This is a genomic window from Haloplanus aerogenes (assembly GCF_003856835.1).
GTDB classification, from domain to species: domain Archaea; phylum Halobacteriota; class Halobacteria; order Halobacteriales; family Haloferacaceae; genus Haloplanus; species Haloplanus aerogenes.
Genome location: NZ_CP034145.1, coordinates 3,060,962 through 3,080,920 on the forward strand (window position 1 = coordinate 3,060,962; position 19,959 = coordinate 3,080,920).

At 66.0% G+C, this 19,959-nt stretch carries 18 protein-coding genes; 8 read left to right on the top strand and 10 right to left on the bottom strand.

What is annotated here, in order from left to right; translation table 11 throughout:
- Positions 1–42: 42 nt before the first annotated feature.
- The 3 genes from DU502_RS15675 to solA all read right to left on the bottom strand — a co-directional run bounded on the left by DU502_RS15675 (position 43) and on the right by solA (position 5,804).
- Entirely contained in the window at positions 43–1,794 is a 1,752-nt protein-coding gene (locus DU502_RS15675; protein ID WP_121921684.1) for a BCCT family transporter, read from the bottom strand.
- 213 nt (positions 1,795–2,007) lie between these two features.
- The gene (locus tag DU502_RS15680) at positions 2,008–4,608 is read right to left on the bottom strand and encodes a GcvT family protein (RefSeq protein ID WP_121921685.1); all 2,601 of its coding nucleotides are present in this window, start codon (positions 4,606–4,608) and stop codon (positions 2,008–2,010) included.
- Positions 4,609–4,664: 56 nt separating this feature from the next.
- Complete coding sequence (solA, locus tag DU502_RS15685; RefSeq protein ID WP_121921686.1) at positions 4,665–5,804, bottom strand: N-methyl-L-tryptophan oxidase; 1,140 nt, start codon at positions 5,802–5,804, stop codon at positions 4,665–4,667.
- 187 nt (positions 5,805–5,991) lie between these two features.
- On the opposite strand from solA, the gene DU502_RS15690 reads away from it, so the two are divergent.
- The gene (locus DU502_RS15690; RefSeq protein WP_121921687.1) at positions 5,992–7,371 is read left to right on the top strand and encodes an aminomethyltransferase family protein; all 1,380 of its coding nucleotides are present in this window, start codon (positions 5,992–5,994) and stop codon (positions 7,369–7,371) included.
- Positions 7,372–7,417: 46 nt separating this feature from the next.
- Positions 7,418–8,272: a methylenetetrahydrofolate reductase gene (locus DU502_RS15695; RefSeq protein ID WP_121921688.1), complete on the top strand. Its 855-nt coding sequence runs from the start codon at positions 7,418–7,420 to the stop codon at positions 8,270–8,272.
- A 343-nt stretch (positions 8,273–8,615) separates the two neighbouring features.
- On the opposite strand, the gene DU502_RS15700 is transcribed toward DU502_RS15695, so the two are convergent.
- The 3 genes from DU502_RS15700 to DU502_RS15710 form a co-directional block, all read right to left on the bottom strand.
- Positions 8,616–8,906 (bottom strand): HalOD1 output domain-containing protein, encoded by a 291-nt coding sequence (locus DU502_RS15700; RefSeq protein ID WP_121921689.1) that lies wholly within the window; start codon positions 8,904–8,906, stop codon positions 8,616–8,618.
- Positions 8,907–9,009: 103 nt separating this feature from the next.
- Positions 9,010–9,657 carry a helix-turn-helix domain-containing protein gene (locus DU502_RS15705; RefSeq protein ID WP_121921690.1) on the bottom strand — a complete coding sequence of 216 codons (648 nt, stop codon included), beginning with the start codon at positions 9,655–9,657 and terminating at the stop codon, positions 9,010–9,012.
- 181 nt (positions 9,658–9,838) lie between these two features.
- Complete coding sequence (locus DU502_RS15710) at positions 9,839–10,723, bottom strand: fumarylacetoacetate hydrolase family protein (protein ID WP_121921691.1); 885 nt, start codon at positions 10,721–10,723, stop codon at positions 9,839–9,841.
- Between the two features lie 104 nt (positions 10,724–10,827).
- Here DU502_RS15710 and DU502_RS15715 point away from each other — a divergent pair, with 104 nt between their 5' ends.
- Together DU502_RS15715 and DU502_RS15720 are read left to right on the top strand one after the other, a co-directional pair.
- Entirely contained in the window at positions 10,828–11,616 is a 789-nt protein-coding gene (locus DU502_RS15715; protein ID WP_121921692.1) for an SDR family oxidoreductase, read from the top strand.
- Positions 11,617–11,669: 53 nt separating this feature from the next.
- Positions 11,670–12,746: a sodium:calcium antiporter gene (locus DU502_RS15720; protein WP_121921693.1), complete on the top strand. Its 1,077-nt coding sequence runs from the start codon at positions 11,670–11,672 to the stop codon at positions 12,744–12,746.
- Here the strand turns inward: DU502_RS15720 and DU502_RS15725 are convergent.
- Both DU502_RS15725 and DU502_RS15730 read right to left on the bottom strand, forming a co-directional pair.
- Positions 12,743–13,843: an L-dopachrome tautomerase-related protein gene (locus DU502_RS15725; protein WP_121921694.1), complete on the bottom strand. Its 1,101-nt coding sequence runs from the start codon at positions 13,841–13,843 to the stop codon at positions 12,743–12,745. The two genes, DU502_RS15720 and DU502_RS15725, sit on opposite strands and share 4 nt — an antisense overlap.
- Positions 13,844–13,923: 80 nt before the next feature.
- Positions 13,924–15,147, bottom strand: a complete 1,224-nt coding sequence (locus DU502_RS15730) for a sodium:calcium antiporter (protein WP_121921695.1) — start codon at positions 15,145–15,147, stop codon at positions 13,924–13,926.
- 229 nt (positions 15,148–15,376) lie between these two features.
- Here DU502_RS15730 and DU502_RS15735 point away from each other — a divergent pair, with 229 nt between their 5' ends.
- Positions 15,377–16,537 (top strand): sodium:calcium antiporter, encoded by a 1,161-nt coding sequence (locus DU502_RS15735; protein WP_121921696.1) that lies wholly within the window; start codon positions 15,377–15,379, stop codon positions 16,535–16,537.
- Here the strand turns inward: DU502_RS15735 and DU502_RS15740 are convergent.
- Positions 16,534–16,824 (bottom strand): ArsR/SmtB family transcription factor, encoded by a 291-nt coding sequence (locus DU502_RS15740; RefSeq protein WP_121921697.1) that lies wholly within the window; start codon positions 16,822–16,824, stop codon positions 16,534–16,536. The two genes, DU502_RS15735 and DU502_RS15740, sit on opposite strands and share 4 nt — an antisense overlap.
- Before the next feature lie 56 nt (positions 16,825–16,880).
- On the opposite strand from DU502_RS15740, the gene DU502_RS15745 reads away from it, so the two are divergent.
- The 3 genes from DU502_RS15745 to DU502_RS15755 are packed head-to-tail and all read left to right on the top strand — an operon-like array spanning position 16,881 to position 19,126.
- Positions 16,881–17,171 (top strand): amphi-Trp domain-containing protein, encoded by a 291-nt coding sequence (locus DU502_RS15745; protein ID WP_121921698.1) that lies wholly within the window; start codon positions 16,881–16,883, stop codon positions 17,169–17,171.
- Positions 17,172–17,225: 54 nt separating this feature from the next.
- Complete coding sequence (locus DU502_RS15750; RefSeq protein WP_121921699.1) at positions 17,226–18,323, top strand: ABC transporter substrate-binding protein; 1,098 nt, start codon at positions 17,226–17,228, stop codon at positions 18,321–18,323.
- Complete coding sequence (locus DU502_RS15755) at positions 18,323–19,126, top strand: ABC transporter permease (protein ID WP_121921700.1); 804 nt, start codon at positions 18,323–18,325, stop codon at positions 19,124–19,126. Before DU502_RS15750 ends, DU502_RS15755 begins: the two co-directional genes overlap by 1 nt.
- Positions 19,127–19,131: 5 nt before the next feature.
- Here the strand turns inward: DU502_RS15755 and DU502_RS15760 are convergent, their stop codons facing one another.
- Positions 19,132–19,887 carry an ABC transporter permease gene (locus tag DU502_RS15760; RefSeq protein ID WP_121921701.1) on the bottom strand — a complete coding sequence of 252 codons (756 nt, stop codon included), beginning with the start codon at positions 19,885–19,887 and terminating at the stop codon, positions 19,132–19,134.
- Positions 19,888–19,959 lie beyond the last annotated feature (72 nt).

The window sequence follows — 19,959 nt, forward strand, 5'->3', positions numbered from 1 at the left end:
AATCCCCGCCGGAACGGTCCGGCGAGAGGGAGCTACCCCCTATCAGTCGCTGCTGGCCGCGTCGTCGCTCTCCCTGATGTCCGTCACCATCTCGTCGCCGGCCGTCACCACGTCGACGCTCTCGCGTTCCGAGAGCTCCTGGATGGTTTCGGCGAACTCCTCGGATTCGAGGATTTCGTACTCGTTGCTGAGTCCCAGATAGACGGTGTAACACATCAGACAGAGGATGACGGCGAAGGGGAGGCCGGTGGTGATGGCGGCCGTCTGCAGGGCGGTGAGGCCGCCGCCCCAGAGCAGGATGGCCGCGACGCCGCCCTCGGTGACGGCCCAGAAGATGCGCTGGGCGCGGGGCACGTCGTGTTTCCCGCCGGAGGTCAGGTGATCGACGACGAGCGATCCGGAGTCGGAGGAGGTGACGAAGAAGGTGATCACCAGGAGCGTCGCGAGGATGCCCGAGAGGGCGCCGAGCGGGAACTGTTCGAGCATGGCGAACATGGCGACGGTCTGCCCGAGTTCGTTGTACGTCGCGAGCGCCGCGCCGTTGCCCTGCAGCGAGTTGAACAGGGCGCTCCCACCGAAGGTGGACAGCCAGATGGTGGAGAACATCGCCGGGAGGACGAGGACGCCCATGACGAACTGGCGGATGGTACGGCCCTTCGAGATGCGGGCGATGAACATCCCGACGAAGGGTGACCACGCGATCCACCACCCCCAGTAGAAGACGGTCCAGGCGGTGACCGTACTGCCGCCGGGCGCGAGGGTACCCCGGAAGAAGCCGAGCGCGAGGATGTTGTTGAAGTAGACGCCGAGACCCTCGACCCACGACCCGAGGATGAACACTGTCGGCCCCACGATCAGGAGGAAGCCGAGCAGGGTAAACATCAGGTAGAGGTTGATCGTGCTGAGGCGCTTGACCCCGCCGTCGAGACCGGCCGCAACCGAGAGCGTCGCGATCCCGGTGATGCCCGCGATGAGGAGCACCTGGACGAAGGAGTTCGTCGGGACGCTGGCGATGCCGAGGAGGTCGCCGCCGACGTACGAAATCCCCTGATTCACCTGCGCCACGCCGAGGCCGAGCGAGGTGGCGAGACCGAACAGCGTCGCGAACACCGTCACGAGGTCGATGAGGTGCCCCGGCCAGCCGTAGATGCGGTCCCCGAGCAGGGGCCAGAAGATCGACCGGAAAGTGAGCGGGAGGCCACGATTGAAGGAGAAGAAGGCGAGACCGAGACCGACGAGGCCGTAGACGGCCCACGGGTGGAATCCCCAGTGGAAGAACGTCTGTGCCATCGCCGCCGACGCCGCCGCCCCAGTTTCGGCCTCGGCTCCGAAGAAGCCGGGGACGTTCTGGAAGTAGTACAGCGGTTCGGAGACGCTGAAGAACATGAGGCCGATCCCCATGCCGGCACTGAACAGCATCGCCATCCACGAGAAGTCGCTGAACTCCTTTTCCGCCTCGACACCGCCGATCTTGATCTTGCCGTACTTGCTGAACGCGAAGAACAGGAGGACGACGATGAAGATGTTCACCGCCAGCAGGTAGAACCAGCCGAAGTTTTCGCCGATGAAGTTGAACAGCGCAGTGTACACCGAGGACGCTTGATCGCCGAGTACGACCGTGATGGCGATGAAGAGCGCGATGAGAACGAGCGCCACCGGGAAAACGACCGGGTGGATGTCGAAGCCGAACCGCTGGATGTTGGTGTCACCGGGTTCGCGGTCCGACTCCGGGTGGAACAGCTCTACCTGTAACCCTTCGGACATCTCCCCAGTCGTGTCGTCTGATTCAGCCATACTGTTCCTCCGTCCGGCGAGTGCCGGTCGTGTGTTGTCGGTGGGTCATATGCGTGTCTGGATGTCGGTCGTCGGTCGGTTCGTCGCCTGCGTGGCGGCTATCAGTCGATGCTGCCATGAGCATGGATAGCCGCCCCCATGGCAGAGAGCCACATAGAGACTACTCGTTGTGTCAGATAAAGTTTGGTGTTTTTCTGGAAGCTGTTCTGACGACTACCGCAGAATCTTCTCCCGACCGGGGTCGAACAGCGGTTCGTCGCGCACGGTAGCGTCGTACGTCTCGCCCTCACACAGGATCTGCACGTCGGTACCCGCGTCGGCGTACTCGCTGGGGAGGTAGGCGTAGGCGATGGACTCGCCGACGCTGTAGCCGTAGTCGCCGGCGACGACGTAGCCGAGCGCTTCGTCGCCGTCACCGGCCTCGCCGGTTGCTCGAGGCGTCTCCGACGCCTCGCCATCTAGAACCGGCCGCCCGCCGAAGATCACGTCCGTCGAGTCGTCGAGCGTGAGCGGCGTGAGTCGGCTGTCGGGGCCCGACGCCTGCACCTCGGCCAGCGCCTCGCGGCCGACGAAGTCGGTGTCCATGTCGACGGCGAAATCGAGGCCGGCGGCGACAGGGTTGGCGTCGGTGTCGATGTCCGTCCCCCACAGCCGGTAGCCTTTCTCCAGTCGCATCGACTCCAGCGCGCCGCCACCCATCGGCCGCACGTCGAGGTCCTGCCCCGCCTCCCAGAGGGTGTCCCAGAGACGCGACCCGTACTCCGTCGGCGCCCACAGCTCCCAGCCGAGTTCGCCGACGTAGGAGACACGCAGCGCGAGGACGGGCACGTCGCCGACGTAGATGCGCTTCGCGCTGAAGTAGGGGAAGCCCTCCGCGGACACGTCGGCGTCGGTGACGCGCTGGAGGAGGAGTCGGGACTTCGGCCCCCAGAGCCCGATAGTCGACCGAGCACCCTCCTCGACGACCACCGACACCGTCTCCGGGGCATGGCGCTCCAGCCAGCCGCCGTGGATGCCCGGCGAGTTGCCGCCGCCGGTCGTCACCACGAACTCCTCCGGGCCGAGGCGAACGACGGTCACGTCCGCCAAGACGTTCCCGCCCTCGTTACAGAGCAGGGAGTAGCGGATGCGACCCGGTTCGATATCCACGTCGTTCGTACACATCCGCTGGAGGAAGTCGGCGGCGCCCGCACCCTCGACGCGGATGGAGCTGAACGAGGTCATGTCGAACATGGAGACGTGCTCGCGGGTGTGGAGGTGTTCGGCACCCTCGATGGGCGAGCGGTTGACGCCCTGCCAGCCCTCCTGATCCGGAATCTCGCCGGCGTAGCGCTCCACGAGATCCGCGTTGGAGTCGTACCACTGCGGCGCCTCCCAGCCGCCGGATTGGTAGAACTCCGCGCCGAGGTCGGCCTGTTGCTGGTAGAAGGGACTCCGTCGGAGGGCGCGGTGGTCGTCGGGTTGCCAGCGGGGTTCGACGATGCTGTACACCTGCCGGTAGCGCGTCGCCCCGCGGTCGACGAAGTAGTCCTTGCTCCCGGCGTGGGGTTCGAACCGGTTCACGTGGATGCCACCGGTCTCGACCGGCCCCGAGGGGAGTTTCGGGACGCCCGTCTCCATCCACTCCGCGAGGATCTTCCCGTAGCCGCCGGAGTGAGTCCACCAGATGGCGAGCGCGGTCCACAGGTCGTCCACGGCGTGCGTCTCGCCGAGCACCGGCATCCCGTCGGGCGTGAACACGAAGATGCCGTTCTCCGTCGCCTCGAACTCCTTGCCCTCCGTGACGGGGAGGAGTTCTTCGAACGCCCGTTTCGGCGCCTTGTCGCGGTCTGGGTGGGTCGCGCGCTCCCAGTGCTCGTCGGTGAAGTCACGAACCGACGCCTGCCGGTGCTCGGTGTTCCCACCCATCGCGTCGGGGTCGACCGTCAGCGACTCGTGGTTGTAGGAGCCGAGACCGATGGACTCGCCGTGGGTGCGGAAGTAGAGGGAGTTGTCCTGATCGCGACCCACCGGGCGGGTCGGCGCTCGGCCCATGGCGTCGGCGATGCGGCTGTCACCCGGCACTTCCATGTCGCCGGTGTCGACGCGGCGGTTCGGGTCGGCGTCCGCCAGTTCGGCAAGCGGTTCCGTGACGGCGTACTGGTGTTCGACGGGTGCGATGGGCAGGTCGAGGCCCGCAAGCTTGCCGGTCTGGTAGCCCCAGTTGTTCGTCGCGATCACGCACCGGTCACACTCGATGCGACCGCGGTCGGTGTCGACGGCCGTCACCGTGCCGCCAGCGGTGTCGAAATCCGTGACCGACGTGTGGCCGTAGAAGTCGGCGTTCGACTCCTCGATGTACCACTGGAGGGCAGCGACACCGTCCACCCGACCGTCGGTGGGGGAGTAGTAGCCACCCAGAATCTCGTCTTCGTTCACCAGCGGCAGGTAGTCGGTCACCTCCTCGGGCGAGAGGAGTTGCGCGTCGGGGAGGCCGTAGGCGGTGGCGTGTTCGACGCGGCGCTGGAGGAAGTCCATCCGCTCCTCGGAGCGGGCGACTTCGATGCCGCCCACTTCGTCGTACACCCCGGCGTCATCGAGGAGCCGACTCGTGTAGTGAGCCGTCTTCGTCATGAGTTTCGACGGCGAGGTCTGGAACATGATGCCCGGCGCGTGGGTCGACGACCCGCCGGTGACGGGCAGTGGACCCTGGTCGACGACGACGATATCCTCCGCGCCCAGTTCCGAGAGGTGGTAGGCGACGCTACAGCCGACGGCACCCGCGCCGACGACGACCGTCTCGGCGGACGCGGGGAGCGTGCTATCCGTGCTCATGGGGAAGGAATCGGGCCGAACACGGCAAAAACCTCGGGGTGGTTCACCTGCGACCTTTAAAAGCGGTCGAGGCCGAACATCTCGATGGGGTGGTCGGTCTCGCCGTCGTCGGCGAGGTCGGCCAGAATCTCGCCGATGACGGTGGCGAACTTGAAGCCGTGTCCGGAGAACCCCGCGCCGACGACGACCTGCGGGTGGTCGGGCAGCGTGTCGAGGATGAAGTGCTCGTCGGGCGAATTGGTGAACATACAGGTGGCGAGCCGCATCGTCGGCCCCGCGGCCTCGGGGAAGTACTTCTCCGTGAAGTCACGCAGGAGCACCTCGTCGGCGGGGCCGGGGTCGGTGTCGTAGTGGTCGGGGTCGACCGACTCGTCGAGGTGGTGGTACTTGCCAAGCTTGAACCCGGGCACGTCGTAGATGGGCAGGCCGTAGAACCGCCCCTCGGGCGTCTCGATGTTCCACACCGGCAGTTGCTCGGGTTCGTACAGCGAGGGCGTCTCGGGCTGGAACCACGCGAGCACCTGTCGCTCGGGGACGGCGAGGCCGTCCAGCGCGTCCGCGAGTTTGTAGTTCCACGCGCCCGCCGCGAGGACGAGCGTGTCGGCCTCGTACGTGTCCTTGTCCGTCCAGACGCGGACGCCGCCGTCGGGCGTCTCGGCCCAGTCGTGGACGCCCTCTCGGGCGCGAATCTCGGCGCCTGCCGCCTGCGCCAACTCGGTGTGGCCGACGATTGCCTGCTCCGGGACGACGAACCCGCCGTCCTCCTGATAGAGCGCGCGGTACTCGTCGGGGAGATTGTACCCGGGGAACCGCTCGTTCAGTTCCGCGCCCGTCAGTACCTCGTGCGGGATGTCGTGTTCCTTACAGGAGCGCAGCGACCCCTCGAAGACGATGTTCCCCTGCGGGCCGGCGTCGATGGAGCCGGTGCGGTGGATCACCGGCCGCCCCGTCTCGTCGGCCAGGTCGTCCCAGAGTTCGTACGCCCGCTCGATCAACGGAATGTACGAGGGGTGTTCGTAGTACGCCCGTCGGATAATGCGCGTGATGCCGTGGGAGGAACCCTGCGTGTGCGGGATGTCGAACCGCTCCAGTCCCAGTACGTCGACTCCGCGGTCGGCGAGGTGGTACGCAGTCGCACTCCCCATGCCGCCGACGCCGACGACGATGGCGTCGCGTCGCTCGTCGCTCGAACTCATAGCGCTCCGTTCGACGGGGAGGATATTGATGCTTGGGTCGTCAGGACGCCGTCAGGAGCGCCGCAGTGGGCGAATTCTTTAACAACACTATTGCTGTTAAAACGCTGGTCGATTCGGCGTTCCCTCTTATACGTCCGAAATAGTTGTGGTCCAGTCTTATGTGGATAGGGAGCGATGTTCACTGTCGATGGCAAACAACGAACCACCGGCGCTCGACGACCACCCGAACCACCCGGATATCGACCAGTCGGACCGTGTACTGCCCCGCAACCTGCGCCAGAGCGGCGACCCTGGCATCGAGATGCTCGTCTCGACGCGCGTGCGCAAATCCCCCTTCTTCCACAAGTCGTTCAACGAGGAGGGTGCGTGGCGCTGTACCGTCTACAACCGAGTCTACCACCCACGGGGGCTGGTCGAACCGGAAGATGGCGGCGCGATGAAGGAGTACGAGGCGCTGACGGAGAGCGTGACGCTGTGGGACGTGGCGGTCGAACGCCAGATTCGCGTGAAGGGTCCGGACGCGGAGGCGCTCACCAACTACGTCATCACGCGGGACGCTACGCAGATCGAGCCGATGCACGGCAAGTACGTCATCCTCTGTAACGAGGACGGCGGCATCCTGAACGACCCGGTCCTCCTGCGCGTCGCGGAGGACGAGTTCTGGTTCTCCATCTCCGACTCGACGCTCATGCAGTGGCTGCAGGGCGTCAACGTCGGTATGGACTTCGACGTGGAGATCGACGAGATCGACGTGGCGCCGATGCAGATTCAGGGCCCACTCTCCGAGGACGTGATGGTCGAAGTCGTCGGCGAGGAAGTGAGCGACATCCCCTACTACGGCCTGATGGACGCGGAGATCAACGGCTGTGACGTGCTGGTGAGCCAGACCGGCTTCTCCGGCGAGAAAGGCTTCGAGGTCTACGTCAAGGACGCGAGCAAGAACGCCGAAGCCGTCTGGGACCCGGTGATGGAGACGGTGAAAGCCCACGGCGGCCGCCAGATCGCGCCCGGTCACCACCGCCGGATCGCGGCCGGCATCCTCTCGTGGGGCCAGGACATGGACCACGAGACCTCGCCGTTCCAGGTCAACCTCGGCTACCAGGTGCCCGACGACAAGGAGGGCGACTACATCGGCAAGGAGGCGCTGGAAGAGCAGAAGGCGCAGATCGAGAACGGCGAGTATCCGTTCAACCTGAAACTCGTCGGGCTGAAGATCGCGGGCGAACCGATCCGCGACTACGCGCCCGACTTCTGGATCATCTCCGACCCCGAGACGGGCAAGGAGTGTGGCTACATGACCTCGCCGTGGTGGAATCCGGAGCTCGAGACGAACATCGGCCTCGGCTTCGTCCCGGCGGAGAAACTGGAGGCGGAGACGGACGCCCTGCTGAACGACGAAATCTACGAACACGACCTCGATCTGGAGTTCCAGGTCCACCTGCCCGACGAGTACGCCGAGGATGACGGCGAACCGGCCTTCGCGACGGTCGCGGAGGTGCCCTTCAAGGAGTCGGTCAACCCGAGCGCTCGCGAACAGGCGAAGCTGAACGCCCGGCACGAGGACTAAGAGCTAACCGCCGCGAGGCCTTAGGACGGCCGACACTGCCCACGACATGTCACTCACGAGATCGAAACCCGCCGACGGCGTCGCGAACCTGCTCAGCGAGCCACGCTTCGAACTGATGCCGTTCGACAGCTTCGAGGAACAGATGGAACAACTACCGGACGGCGCCGAAATCGCCGTCACGGCCTCGCCGCAACTGGGCCTCGACGCGACGGTCGAGTGGTCCGAGAAGGCGGCCGCCCGCGGTTACGAACCCATCCCGCACGTCGCGGCGCGCTACGTCGAGGACCGAGACCACCTCGACGACATCGCTACCCAACTGACCGAGGCGGGCGTCACCGACATCTTCGTCCCGGGCGGTGACCGCGAGGACCCCGTCGGCGAGTTCGAATCCGCCTACGAACTCCTCGTCGCGCTCGACGACAGCGGCCACGAGTTCGCGGACGTGGGCATCACCGGCTACCCCGAAGGCCACGACTTCCTCGACGACCGGACGCTCGCGGACGCGATGGCGAAGAAGGCGCCCTACGCCACCTACATCACGACCCAGCTCTGTTACGATCCCGACGCCGTCACGGCGTGGATCGAACGGATTCGTGACCGCGGGATCGACCTCCCCATCGAGGTGGGGATTCCGGGCGTGATGAAGTACCAGCGCCTGCTCAACATCTCGCAGAAAGTGGGCGTCGGCGACTCGATCCGGTTCCTCCGGAAGACGAGCGGTATCGTCGGCTTCGTGCGCCAACTCGTCGGCTCGCGCGGGAAGTACGAACCCGACGCGCTCGTCGACGGCCTCGCACCCTACGCCGACGACCCGGAGTACGCGATTCGTGGCCTCCACATCTACACCTTCAACCAGGTGGCCGACACCGAAGCGTGGCGTCGCGGGCGGCTGGACGGGTAGCGACCCGACCGACCCAATTCGTCGCCGGTTTCGCGCGTTTTCAGTCGATCCACCAGCCGATTCGTCTCGTAACGCGGTGTCCGTGCGGCGCGCTCCGGGACGACCACGTCGCCGCGGTTCAATGTATATTTTTCGAGTATTATTGATATCATAGAATAATTCGACATCTACAGACGAATCTCGGGGTGATTCTAGGCATTTCAGCGCGTTCACTCCCTATTTCTACGTTGAAGACAGCCATAATTCGATTTCGAGGCGTAATTTTCGCGTAACAGGCCGATTATGGCAACCCGGCATATCTGACAATTTTCAGAATGATAGTCGAATATATCGAATTACAGACTCATTCGTCGTCGGTCGTTTCACGCAGGAACACGGCACCGGTGCTGCGGACGACGACGACGTAGCCGCCGTAGGTGAAGGTGAGACAGCCGGCGGCGGTGGGGCGGTCGGCGTCCGTCTCCCACAGTGTATCGAGCGCCGCGACGTTGATCCGCGTGTCGAGTGGCGGGAGGTCGGCCGGCGCGGTGTCGGTGAGCGAGGCGACAGCGTCGACGAGGGTGTCGCTCAGCGGGCCGTCGCCATCGTGGTGAACGTGGTGGACCTCTCCTCGACCCGCGATAGCAGTACCCATGGGTGAGGGTCGGAGGGAATCGGGTTGGGTTGTCGGGTGTCTCACCTGAGGTATTTATTACAGGGAGAAGCGTTCGGCTGGATTCCCGGGCGGTGGGAACCTCTCACTCGTCCTCGATGAGCGTCCGTTCGATGAGTCGGGACGTACCCCGACGGATGCGTCCGCCGACGGCGGTGGGCGAGATGCCGAGGTCCTCGGCGAGCGCCTGTAGCGACGTGCCACGGGGTTCCTCGAAGTAGCCCGCCTCGTAGGCGGTCACGAGGGCGTCGTGCTGAGCGTCGGTGAGGCCCACCCGGTCGTCGACCGAGAACTCGTCGAGGGAGTAGATGTGTCCGAGATCGAACGCGATGTCCTCGCGGTCGCAGTAGTCCCAGAGCGTGCTGAGCGTCTCGCGGTCGGGGAGTTGCATTCGCACGGACCACCCCCGGTCCGTACTCTCGGCTTCGAGCATCAGCCCACCCATCTCCGTCGTGGTCGGGGAGATGAGTTTCGTGCCCGACGTGTGGCCGAGGCGGTAGATGCGCGTCGTCGACGCCTCGGCGACGAGCATCCGTTCGTCGACGGTGTGGTCGCGTTCGAGGGCGGCCTCGAACGCGGGGAACGAATCGGATTCGACGAGGAAGAAGAACATTCCCGTCTCCGGGTCGGTCGCCGTATGGGAGACCACCTGGATCGACGCGTCGGTCGATTCGATGGTGGGCGTCAACGCGAGGTCCGGGTGAGTGAGTTCCGCGACGGCGATGAGACTCATGGATACCTCCCGACGGCGGGGCGGTCGTCGACGGGCGGTCGAACCGGGGGGACGGTGTGCCCGTTCATGACCACTGCGCTGGGGCGAATGGACTTTATCGTTTGGGCTACGCTCCGACACGCCGTCCGTCGTCGCGACGAGCGGAAAGCTGGTCGTCGCTCGCGAGTGTCGACCGGACTGGCTACCGATGGCGACAAGGGTTGGTGAGTTCACCGACACCCTCGATGCCGACGGTCACGTGGTCGCCATCGTCGAGACTGACCGGCGGATCGCGTGACGTGCCGACGCCGGGCGGCGTCCCAGTGAAGATGAGGTCACCTGGTTTGAGCGTGAAGGCTCGACTACAGAACGAGACGAGTTCGTCGAGACCGAAGATGAAATTCGCCGTCGTGGAGTCCTGTAGCCGTTCCCCGTCGACTTCGGCCCAGATGTCGAGGTCGTGAGGGTCGTCCACGTCGTCTAGCGTCACCAGGTCCGGGCCGGTCGGGGCGAACGTATCGAGGGTCTTGCCACGGACCCACTGGCCGTCGCGTTGCTGGAGGTCACGCGCCGTCACGTCGTTGCCGACGGTGACCCCGGCGATGTGATCCCACGCGTCCTCGGCCGCCACGTCGCGGGCCTCACGTCCCACGACGATGACGAGTTCCGCTTCGTAGTCGACCTCGGTGGTGTACGTCGGGTCCCAGACGATTTCGTCGCCGGGACCCGTGATCGCCGTCGGGAACTTCGAGAAGAGAACCGGTTCCTCCGGAATGTCGAGGTCGAGTTCCCGTGCGTGGTCCTCGTAATTCAGCCCCACGCAGACGACCTTCTCGGGATCGGTCACCGGCGCGTGCCGAGTCAGATCGTCGAGGGGTTCCTGCGCCACCTCCTGTTCGGTCGCGTACTCGACCGCCAGCGACGCCTTCTCCGCCCAGTTCCACTGATCGAGCAGCGTCGACAGTCGCCGTGGAACGTCGATGCCGGCGGCGTGGCCCGCGGCTGGCAAGTCGATCACGGTATCGTCCATCACTGCGCCACACCACGGCCGCTCCGACGCCGTCGTACTGAACTGACCCAAGCGCATCGGGCGTAGTAGTCCATCCCGATACATAAGTCCCAGCGGCGGGTGATGTCGAGCGGATTTCCGGCTCCGGTGCCTCTTTGCCGCCCCGCGTGGCACGTCAGCACATGGATCTCGGACTCGACGGCAACGCGGCACTCGTATCGGCCTCCAGCAGTGGTCTCGGGAAGGCGTCGGCGGCGGCGCTCGCTGCCGAGGGCGCGAACGTCGTCGTCAACGGGCGCGACCAGGAGCGTCTCGACGCGGCGGTGGCGGAGATTCGCGAGGAGGCGACGGGCGAGGTGGTCGGCGTGCAGGGCGACCTCACCGACCCCGACGACGTGACGAACCTCGTCGAACGGACGGTCGAGGAGTTCGGTGGCCTCGACCACCTCGTCACCAGCGCCGGCGGCCCGCCGAGCGGCCCCTTCCTCGACACCACCGACGAGGACTGGTACGAGGCGTACGACCTGCTAGTGATGAGCGTCGTCCGCCTCGTGCGCGAGGCGGCGCCCCACCTGCAGGACGGCGGCGGCACCATCGTCAACATCACGTCCGGGAGTGTCAAGGAGGCCATCGACGGTCTCGTGCTCTCGAACTCGGTGCGGATGGCCGTCGTCGGACTGGAGAAGACGCTCTCGGAGGAACTCGCGCCGGACGTGCGCGCGAACACGGTCCTCCCGGGCACCCACGAGACGCCGCGAATCGAGGAACTCGTCGAACAGGGCGTCGAACGCGGCGACTACCCCGACTACGAGACAGGGGTGGCCGAGTGGAGCGCCGGCAACCCGGCCGAGCGGATCGGTCAGCCCGAGGAGTTCGGCGACGTGGTCGCGTTCCTCTCGTCCGAACGGGCGAGTTACGTCAACGGCGCCGCCGTCCCCGTCGACGGCGGCGACCACGCCTCGAACCTGTAGCGGAAAAGTCGCGGGGGTTTATGTAGCATCCATCGTACCTCCCTGCAACTCGCATGGTGCTCGGACTGTCGGGAGAACTGGTCTCGGTCGTGTTGTTCCTGGTGGGCGTCGTCATCGTCATCGTGAGCGTCGAGACGTTCATCGAGGCGGTGGCGGAGGGCGCGCTCGCGCTCGGCGTCTCGGGCTTTTTCCTCACCGTCGTCCTCGCCGGCACCGACCTGGAGAACGTCATTCTCGGCATCGCGGCGGCGTACGACCAGTTGCCCGATCTGGCGCTCGGCACGGTCTTCGGTGAGGCGCTGTTCATCCTCGGCGCCGCCGTCGGCCTCGCTGGCGTCCTCGTCCCCTTCGAGACGGACGTGCCCCGGAACTATCTGGGCCTGATGCTCCTCGCCCCGTTCCTCTTTTTCGGCCTCGCCCTCGACGGCACGCTCTCCCGGTTCGACGGCATCGTCCTCACCGCGACGTTCGTCCCCTACCTCGCCATCATCTACACGCTCGAACGCTACACCGACACCCGCTACCTCTCGGCGGAGGAGGTCGAGATCATGGAAGAGGAGCGGGAAGCGGCCGAAGCCGAGGCGGAAGGGAAGGAAGGAGAAGTGGAGGACGAGTGGTTCGACCTCGACCTCGATCTGGATCTCGACGTCGACGACTTCGTGGAGGAACGTGTCCCCGAACGCTACGAGGGGCCGGCCTTCCTCGCCATCGCCATCGTCGCCGCCATCGGCATGACTATCGGCTCGGAACTCGCCGTCGAGGGGGCGAAGGAACTCCTCGCGCTCCTGGGAGTCACCGGCCTCGCCTTCGGCGCGACGGTGATGAGCTTCATCGCCTCGCTGGAGGAACTGTTCCTGACGGTCGAACCCGTCCGGCAGGGGCGACCCCACATCGGTGTCGGCAACGTCGTCGGGAGCATGCTCTTTTTCGTCAGCGCGAACGCGGGCCTGATCGCGATGGTCCACCCGCTGAACACGGCGGGCATGGTCGTCACCGTCCACTGGCCCTTCTTCTTCGGGACGATGCTCGTCGTCGCCGCCGCGTTCTACCGCGGGAAAGTGGGCCGCCCGACCGGCATCCTCCTCCTCGGGATGTACGCCGCCTACTGGGTCGCGAACTACGCGATTTAACGACCCACCGTCACCGGCGCGAGGCTCTCGAACCGGAACAGCCTGAACGGGTGGTACGACTCCTCCTCGCCCCGGTTGAACGGGGGCGCGCGATGGAGTTGCGTCACGGTGAAGTAGATGTGTCCGTCCGGCCCACAGCAGAAGCCGTCGGGCCAGAGGAACTGCTCGTCGTCCCTGGCGATCACCTCGTACTCGCCGGACGGCCGCGTCACCCCGATGGCGTTGTTCGTCATGTCCGTGATGTAGACGTTCCCCGCCGTGTCGACGGTGATGCCGTCACAGACTTCCTTGTCGCCGTAGCGTTCGATCCGGTCGTCGAGGTCGGCGTCGGAAAGCGACTCGTCGAGCAGATCCGCGGCGCGAATCCGGTAGACGCTCTCGGTCGTGATCCCGCAGTAGTAGACCCACTCGAAGGCGGGGTCGATGGTGATACCGTCGAGGCCGGCGCGGATGGGTTCGTACTCCCCCTTGCTGTTCTCCTGCACGACTGGTTCGCCCTCCATCACTGGCGTGACGCCGTCCTCGGGGAGAACGCTCGGGTGGTCCTCGATGACGCGGCGGGTGCGTCCCGTCTCCAGATCGAGGGCGACGACAGCCGGCTTCCCGTCGGCGCTCGGCTCGTCGCTCAACCCCAGATCCGCGATGTAGATGGCGTTGCGCACCGCGTCGTACGCGAAATCCTGCATAAAGGAGAGGTCGGTCGTCGCGTGCGCGGGAATGTGGTCGACGCGGTGGAGGCGGTCGGCCGTCGTATCCCACGAGACGAGTTTGGGCCGGTGGCCCGCCTCGGGGTCGCCGATGTCGAGGATGCGGACCATCCCGTCGGGGTCGGCCCGCAGGCCGATCAGCGAGGAGATGCCGACGCCGTCCTCGTCGGGGGGCGTACTCCACGCCTCGTTCGGGAAGGGGCGGACCTCCCCGTCGTCGACGTACTCGACGACGCGATACTCCGGCGGGTCGCCGTACGGGAACGGGTGATTGCTGACGATGAGTCGGCCGTCGGGCGTCATCGCCGGGTTGCCGGCGCGGGTGTCGAACTCGGCGTAGCGTTCGGTTTCGACCTCGGTGCCGCCGTCCGTGTGCGGTGTCTCTGGCATGGGTACGTTCCCCGCCGGACGAACCAGCGCGGGTGATCGGACGTGTTGGCGGCCGATCCATATAGAACCCTGCCGTGACCTTACTCGCCGACGGGCACGCCGCTGAACATGACGAGCGCGATGACCCAGTAGGCGACGTAGAGGCCGCCGAGGACGAGGCCGTGCCACTGCTTCATCTCCTTCGTGTAGAAGAAGTAGGCGGCCAGCGCGGTCATGAGGATCATCATCGGCAGGTGGAAGGTGAGCACGGTCGGGGAGATGGTCACCTCACTGAGGAACATGATGACGCCGATGTTGCCGGTGACGGAGAACAGGACGCTCCCGATGACGTTGCCGACGCCGATTTCGGGGAAGCCCCGGCGGACCGGTTCGAGCGTCAGCATTATGTCCTCGAACGTGAGGATCAGGGTGAGGAACGTGGCGCCGAAGACCGTCTCGGAGATGCCGAAGCCCTCGATGACGACTTCCGACCCGCCTTCGAGGAGCATCGCGGCGAAGACGATGCCGGCGAGAGCGACGACGGAGAGGCCGAGCCAGACGAGTCCGGAGTTGGCGAGGTTGCCGAGGATGCGCTCCTCCGGAATCTCTTCGAGGGCGTCGGGCCGAGCCATCCCGCCGTCGGGGCGGAGTTCCTTCCCGAGTTCCGTGTCACGGAACACCGGGATGTCGCGCTGACGCTCGCGGACGATGAAGTACGCGAACGCGAAGACGAAGAAGGCGGTGAGAATCAGGCCGTGAATCAGCGTGAGCGTCCCGATCAGGACGAAGGGAACGAGGACGACCGGCGCCAGCGCGAAGATGACGATGTAGTCGGTCGGCAGATCGACCGGGAACGGGCGGACGATGGCCGCGAGCGCCAGCGTGACGCCGGTGATGGCCAGTCCCGTCCCGAGCGCCGTTCCGAGCGCCGCCTGCTCCAAGCCGCCGCCCGAGAGCACCAGCGCGAGGATGGTGTCGTCGAACTCGAATCCGGTGAAGACGATGGCGAGTGCGAACAGCGAGATTCGCATGTTGATCGACGCGCGGGCGAGGTAGCTGATGAGTTTCTCCGTACAGACAGTGAGAAGGAGGATGCCGCCCAGCAACACGATGACCGCGCCGATCGTGCCTTGCGCTTCGACGAAGCTAGAGATAGCGCCCTCGATGCCGCCTTCTTCCTCTTCTTCCTCGCCCGCTTCCTGCGCGACGACCGTATCGATCGGCCCGGTCACGCCGAGGTCGGCGGCGACGGCCGAGGCGGCCGGCGACGCGAGAAGCAGTGAGAGGAGCAACACGCCAGCGACGATGCGTCCGTGAGATGGCATTCGTCCGTCCGTAGGAATCTGGGGGCTTATACCTCCGTTCTGGGGTACAGCAGTACGACGAACTACCGTACACGAAGTGAGTACGGTGAACGATCCTCCACGCGAGACGGAGGTGGCGGATCGCCGCGTCCGACCGTGAGGCCACGGCGAACCGCACATGTATAATCATACAATGTACCGAGCTACACGGAGAGGGAGACATAAGGCCCCCCACTCGTAACGGCCGTCGATGCGATTCGCGAATCGCCGGTTGGGCGTCGTGTTGGTTGCGCTATTACTGCTTTCGGCTGTCGGAACGGGACTCGTCACCGCGCAGGAGGAAGGCGGCGAGGAAGGCGAAGAGGGCGAACTACTGGAGGTGTCGGGATGGGCCGCCGTGGCCACGTTGCTCGTGGGGTCGTTGATCCTGCTGGCGAGTATCGAACTCCTCATTCACGCGCTGATCCGCACGGCGCTCCGGTTCGGCGTCTCGGCGTTCGTGTTGGCCGTCATTTTCTCGGGGTGGGAGTTCGACAACGTCGCCTTCGGCCTCTTCACCGGCTTCGCGGAGATGCAGAACGTGGCGTTCGGCCTCGCCATCGGCAACTCGGTGTCGATTTTCGGCATGACGCTCGCGCTCGGCGCCCTGGCGGTGCCGTTCGTCGTCGACGTGCCGAAAGACTACCTGCTGCTGATGATCGCTTCGCCCATCCTGTTGATCCCGCCACTACTCTCGGGGTCACTGACGCCGGCGCTCTCGGTCATGTTCATCTTCGTCTACGTGATGATCTTCGGGTACATCCTCTGGCGAGAGAGCCGGATGGATCGGACGTTCATGGAGTCCGACGAGGTGAAAGAGGTCATCGCGACGGCGGACGGACAGGGTGAGACCGCGGGGGGCCTGCCGTCGTACATTCCCGATCCGATCCGGCGGCTGACCGAGTTCAAGTGGTTCTGGCCCACGATGTTGCTGGTCGGTATCGGCGGCATCGTCGTCGGCGCGGAGGGCGCCGCCACGGGCGTCGAGGGGATTCAGGGAACGTGGAACCTCACGGGGACGTTCATCGGCGTCACGCTCGTCACCGTGTTGCTCACACTCGACGACCTGCTCCTGATCATCGAACCGCTCCGACTCGGCTACTACGACGTCGCGGTCGGCGGCGTCATCGGGAGCCTGCTCTTTTTCGTCACCGCCAACGTCGGCATCATCGGACTGGTCGGGACCATCCACTTCCGGTGGGAGACGGTCTTCTTCCACCTCCCGTCGCTGTTCGTCTTCGCCGGGCTCTCGGGCTATTTCCTCTGGAAAGGCGAGATGGGCCGGCGCCACGGGGCGTTACTGCTCGGGATGTATATCGTCTATCTCCTCATCAACATCCGCTACTTCGCGACGCTCCCGGTCGAGGGCTAGTCGGCTTCTTCGGCTTCCTCTACGTCGTCGGCGTGCAGGAGAAACATGGGGTCGGGTTCGGGCGACGCCCGGAGTTCGATGTGTTTGGTCAGGCGGTAGTACTTCCGTCGGCTGGTCCGGTAGCTCTCGACGATGCCGGCCTCCTCCAGCGTCGAGAGGTGGTGGACGGCCGTCTTGCCGTCCATGCCGACCCGATCCGCGAGTTCGGAGACGTACCGTGGCTCGGTCGCCAGTTCGCGGATGATCTTCAGCCGCGCCTTGCTCCCAAGAACGTCGAACAGAGACATCGGTTACCCGGTCTAGGGACGCACACTATTTTACCCCTCTCCTCTATAGACACCCTATGGCCGACTTGCCGGACGCGAACGGTGGGCAGCGAACCGTCACCGAGGGATATTTCGAGCGGGAAGTGCGACTCTCCCGGGAATCGACCGCGGCGTTTCTCCGCGATCTCGCCGACCAGATCGAGTCCGAACCGCGCCTGACCATCTCCACCGACGAGTGGAAGATCCCCTTCGAGTTCGACGAACCCATCGAGGTCGAAGTGGAGTTCGTCGGCGAGACGCACCGCCAGCTAGAACTGGAACTGGAGTTCGAGTGGTCGCCGCCGGAGGACGAACTGGGCGTGAGTTAAGTATATAAACATTTCACCGGAATTTTTATACTAACCGTGTCCTGATAGCCGCGCATGGAACGGACAGCGACGAGACGGGCGTTTCTCGCGGCCACGGGCATGGGGGTAGCTGGACTGGCCGGCTGTCTCGGCGGGACGGGCGGCGGAGCGGGAGGCGACGGCGACACTGCGTCGCCCACCGGCACGACGACGGGGACGCCGATTCCGGGCGAGTCGTCCCTGCTCCTCAACTGGAAGCCGAGCGGCCTCCACGTCCCCTACTTCGCCGCGAAGGCGAACGGGTTCTACGAGGAGGAGGGACTGACGCTCGGCGAGATTCAGACGGGCGAGGGGTCGACGTTCTCGGCCAAGCAGGCCGGCCTCGGCAACGTCGACTTCGCGGTCACCAGCAGTGATCAGGTGTTGAACGTCAACAGCCGCGACCTCTCGCCGCAGTCGGTGGGCGTCGTGATGCAGAAGAGCCCGGCCGTGGTGTTCTCCACCCGCGACACCTTCGGGGGCGAACTGACGAGCGTCGACCAGCTTGCGGGCAAGACGGTCGGCACCGGCCCGGGAATGGTCCGGATGCTCACGACGCTCCTGCTGGAGGAGGCGGGCGTCCGCGAGGACGTGGAGATGGTCGACACCGGCTACGACACGGTCCAGCAGCTCCTCTCGGGCGAAATCGACGCCGCTGGCGGCGTCTTCGGCGACGCCATCAGCGCCGAGGCGCAGGACTACACCGTCGACAGCATTCCGGTGGGGAACACCATCCCCTCCTACGGACACGTGATCGCCGTGAACCGGGAGTGGGCCGGGAACAACTCGCCGGCCGTGCGCGCGTTCCTCCGGGCGACCGCCCGCGGGGCGGCGTGGGCCCAGCAACGCCCCGGCGAGGCGACGGACCTCCTGATCGACGCCAACGGCGTCCTCGAGGAGTCACGCGACCAGCAGCGTCGGAAGTGGGAGACGATGGCCGCGGAGTTCATGACCGGCGACGCGGTGGCCGAACACGGCTGGGGGTGGAGTCGAAGTGAACCGTGGCAGGTCGTCCACGACGCCCTCGCGGGCGCCGACGCCCTCGGCGGCGAGGTCGACCCCGCCTCGGTCTGGACCAACGAGTATCTGGACACCGACTACCGCTTCGTGGGCTCCTACACCGACATCGTCTGATGGCAACGAGTGACCGACGACTGACGACGGTCGAAACGCCCGCCGTAAGCGGCCGGGCCGTCCGGGCAGTCGTCGGCCACGTCTGGCCGCCGGTCGTCGTCGCCGCCCTCGTCGTCACCGGCTGGCAGTGGTTCGTGACGGCGACGGGCGTTCCCGAGGTCATCCTGCCCGCACCCGGCGACGTGGTGACGGCGGGGCTGGCGGCGCAGGACACCCTCCTCGCCGCCGCAGCGACGACCGCACTGACGGCAACGGTCGGGCTACTGGGCGGCGTCGTCGTCGGCCTCACCCTCGCCTTCGCGATGGTGGGGTCACGGACCGCCTCGGCCATCTTCCACCCCTACCTGATCGCCCTCCGCATCGCGCCGCTGATCGCCATCGCACCGCTCGTCTTCCTCTGGATCGGTGACGGCGTCCTCGCGCGGGCGACGCTCGTGGCGACGATGACCGTCTTCCCCGTCGCCATCGCGTCGGTCGACGGCCTCCGGGCGGTGCCGGAGGAGTACACCGACCTCGCGCGGTCGGTGCGGGCACCGTCGGCGCGGGTCTTCCTCCGAATTCGCATCCCGGCCGCCGCGCCGAGCGTCTTCGCGGGCGTGAAACTCGGGGCGGCGCTCGCCGTCGTCGGCACCGTCGTCGCGGAATTTCTCACCCTCCAGTCGGGGCTGGGCTACCAGTTGTTCCACGCCGCGGAGTATCTCCGGACCAGTACGACCTTCGCGGCACTGGTCGTCCTCACGGCGCTCGGTCTCTGTTTCTACCTGATTCCTGCGGCCGTGGAGCGTCGGCTGGACTGGGGGTAACTCCGCTAGTCCCACGCGACGGCACGGTAACACAGCGCCACGCCGCCGTAGAGACAGAGGCCCACACAGAGCAGGACAGTCAGCGCGGCGAGCATCACGTCCACCTGGACGTTCTCGGAGGCGACGAGGATCAGCGAGCCGAGGCCGTCGTTCGAGAGGATCCACTCGGCGACGACGGCGCCGACGACGGCCAGCGTGACCGACTGTTTCACGCCCGCGAACACGTCGGGGAGGGCGTGGGGGAGGCGGACGTGGAGGAACGTCTGGACGGCGCCGGCGTCGACCGACCGGAGCAAGTCGAGGTGGGACTCGGGCGTGCGATCCAGCCCCGCCGCCGTCCCGACGACGACGGGGAAGAAGACGATGAGCGCGACGAAGAGGATGGCCGTCTCGAAGCCGACGCCGAAGTAGATGAGGAAGATGGGCGCGACGGCGATTTTCGGGAGGACGCGCGCGGCGACGAGGTAGGGGTAGATGGCGCGTTTGAGCAGGGGCACCGCCCAGACGAGGAGCGCGAGCGAGAAGCCGACGGCGATGCCGGCGGCGCCGCCGACGAGGATCTTGCGGAGTGTCTCGACGGCGTTCGTCAGGTAGAGGTCGGGGTTGCCGACGAGGCGGGCGGCCACGGCGGCAGGCGACGGGAGGAGAAAGGGTGGAATGGCGAGGGCGACGGTGAGCGCCCACCAGACGGCGACGGCGCCGATCAGCGCCGACAGCGGGAGAACGATTCCGGGAAACGGCACCCGCTCCGCGACGCTCATAGTCGTGAGCCGATGCCGGGCGTTCGCCATGACGGTCCGGCGAACGGTCGACGAACGGGGGCGACGCGCTCG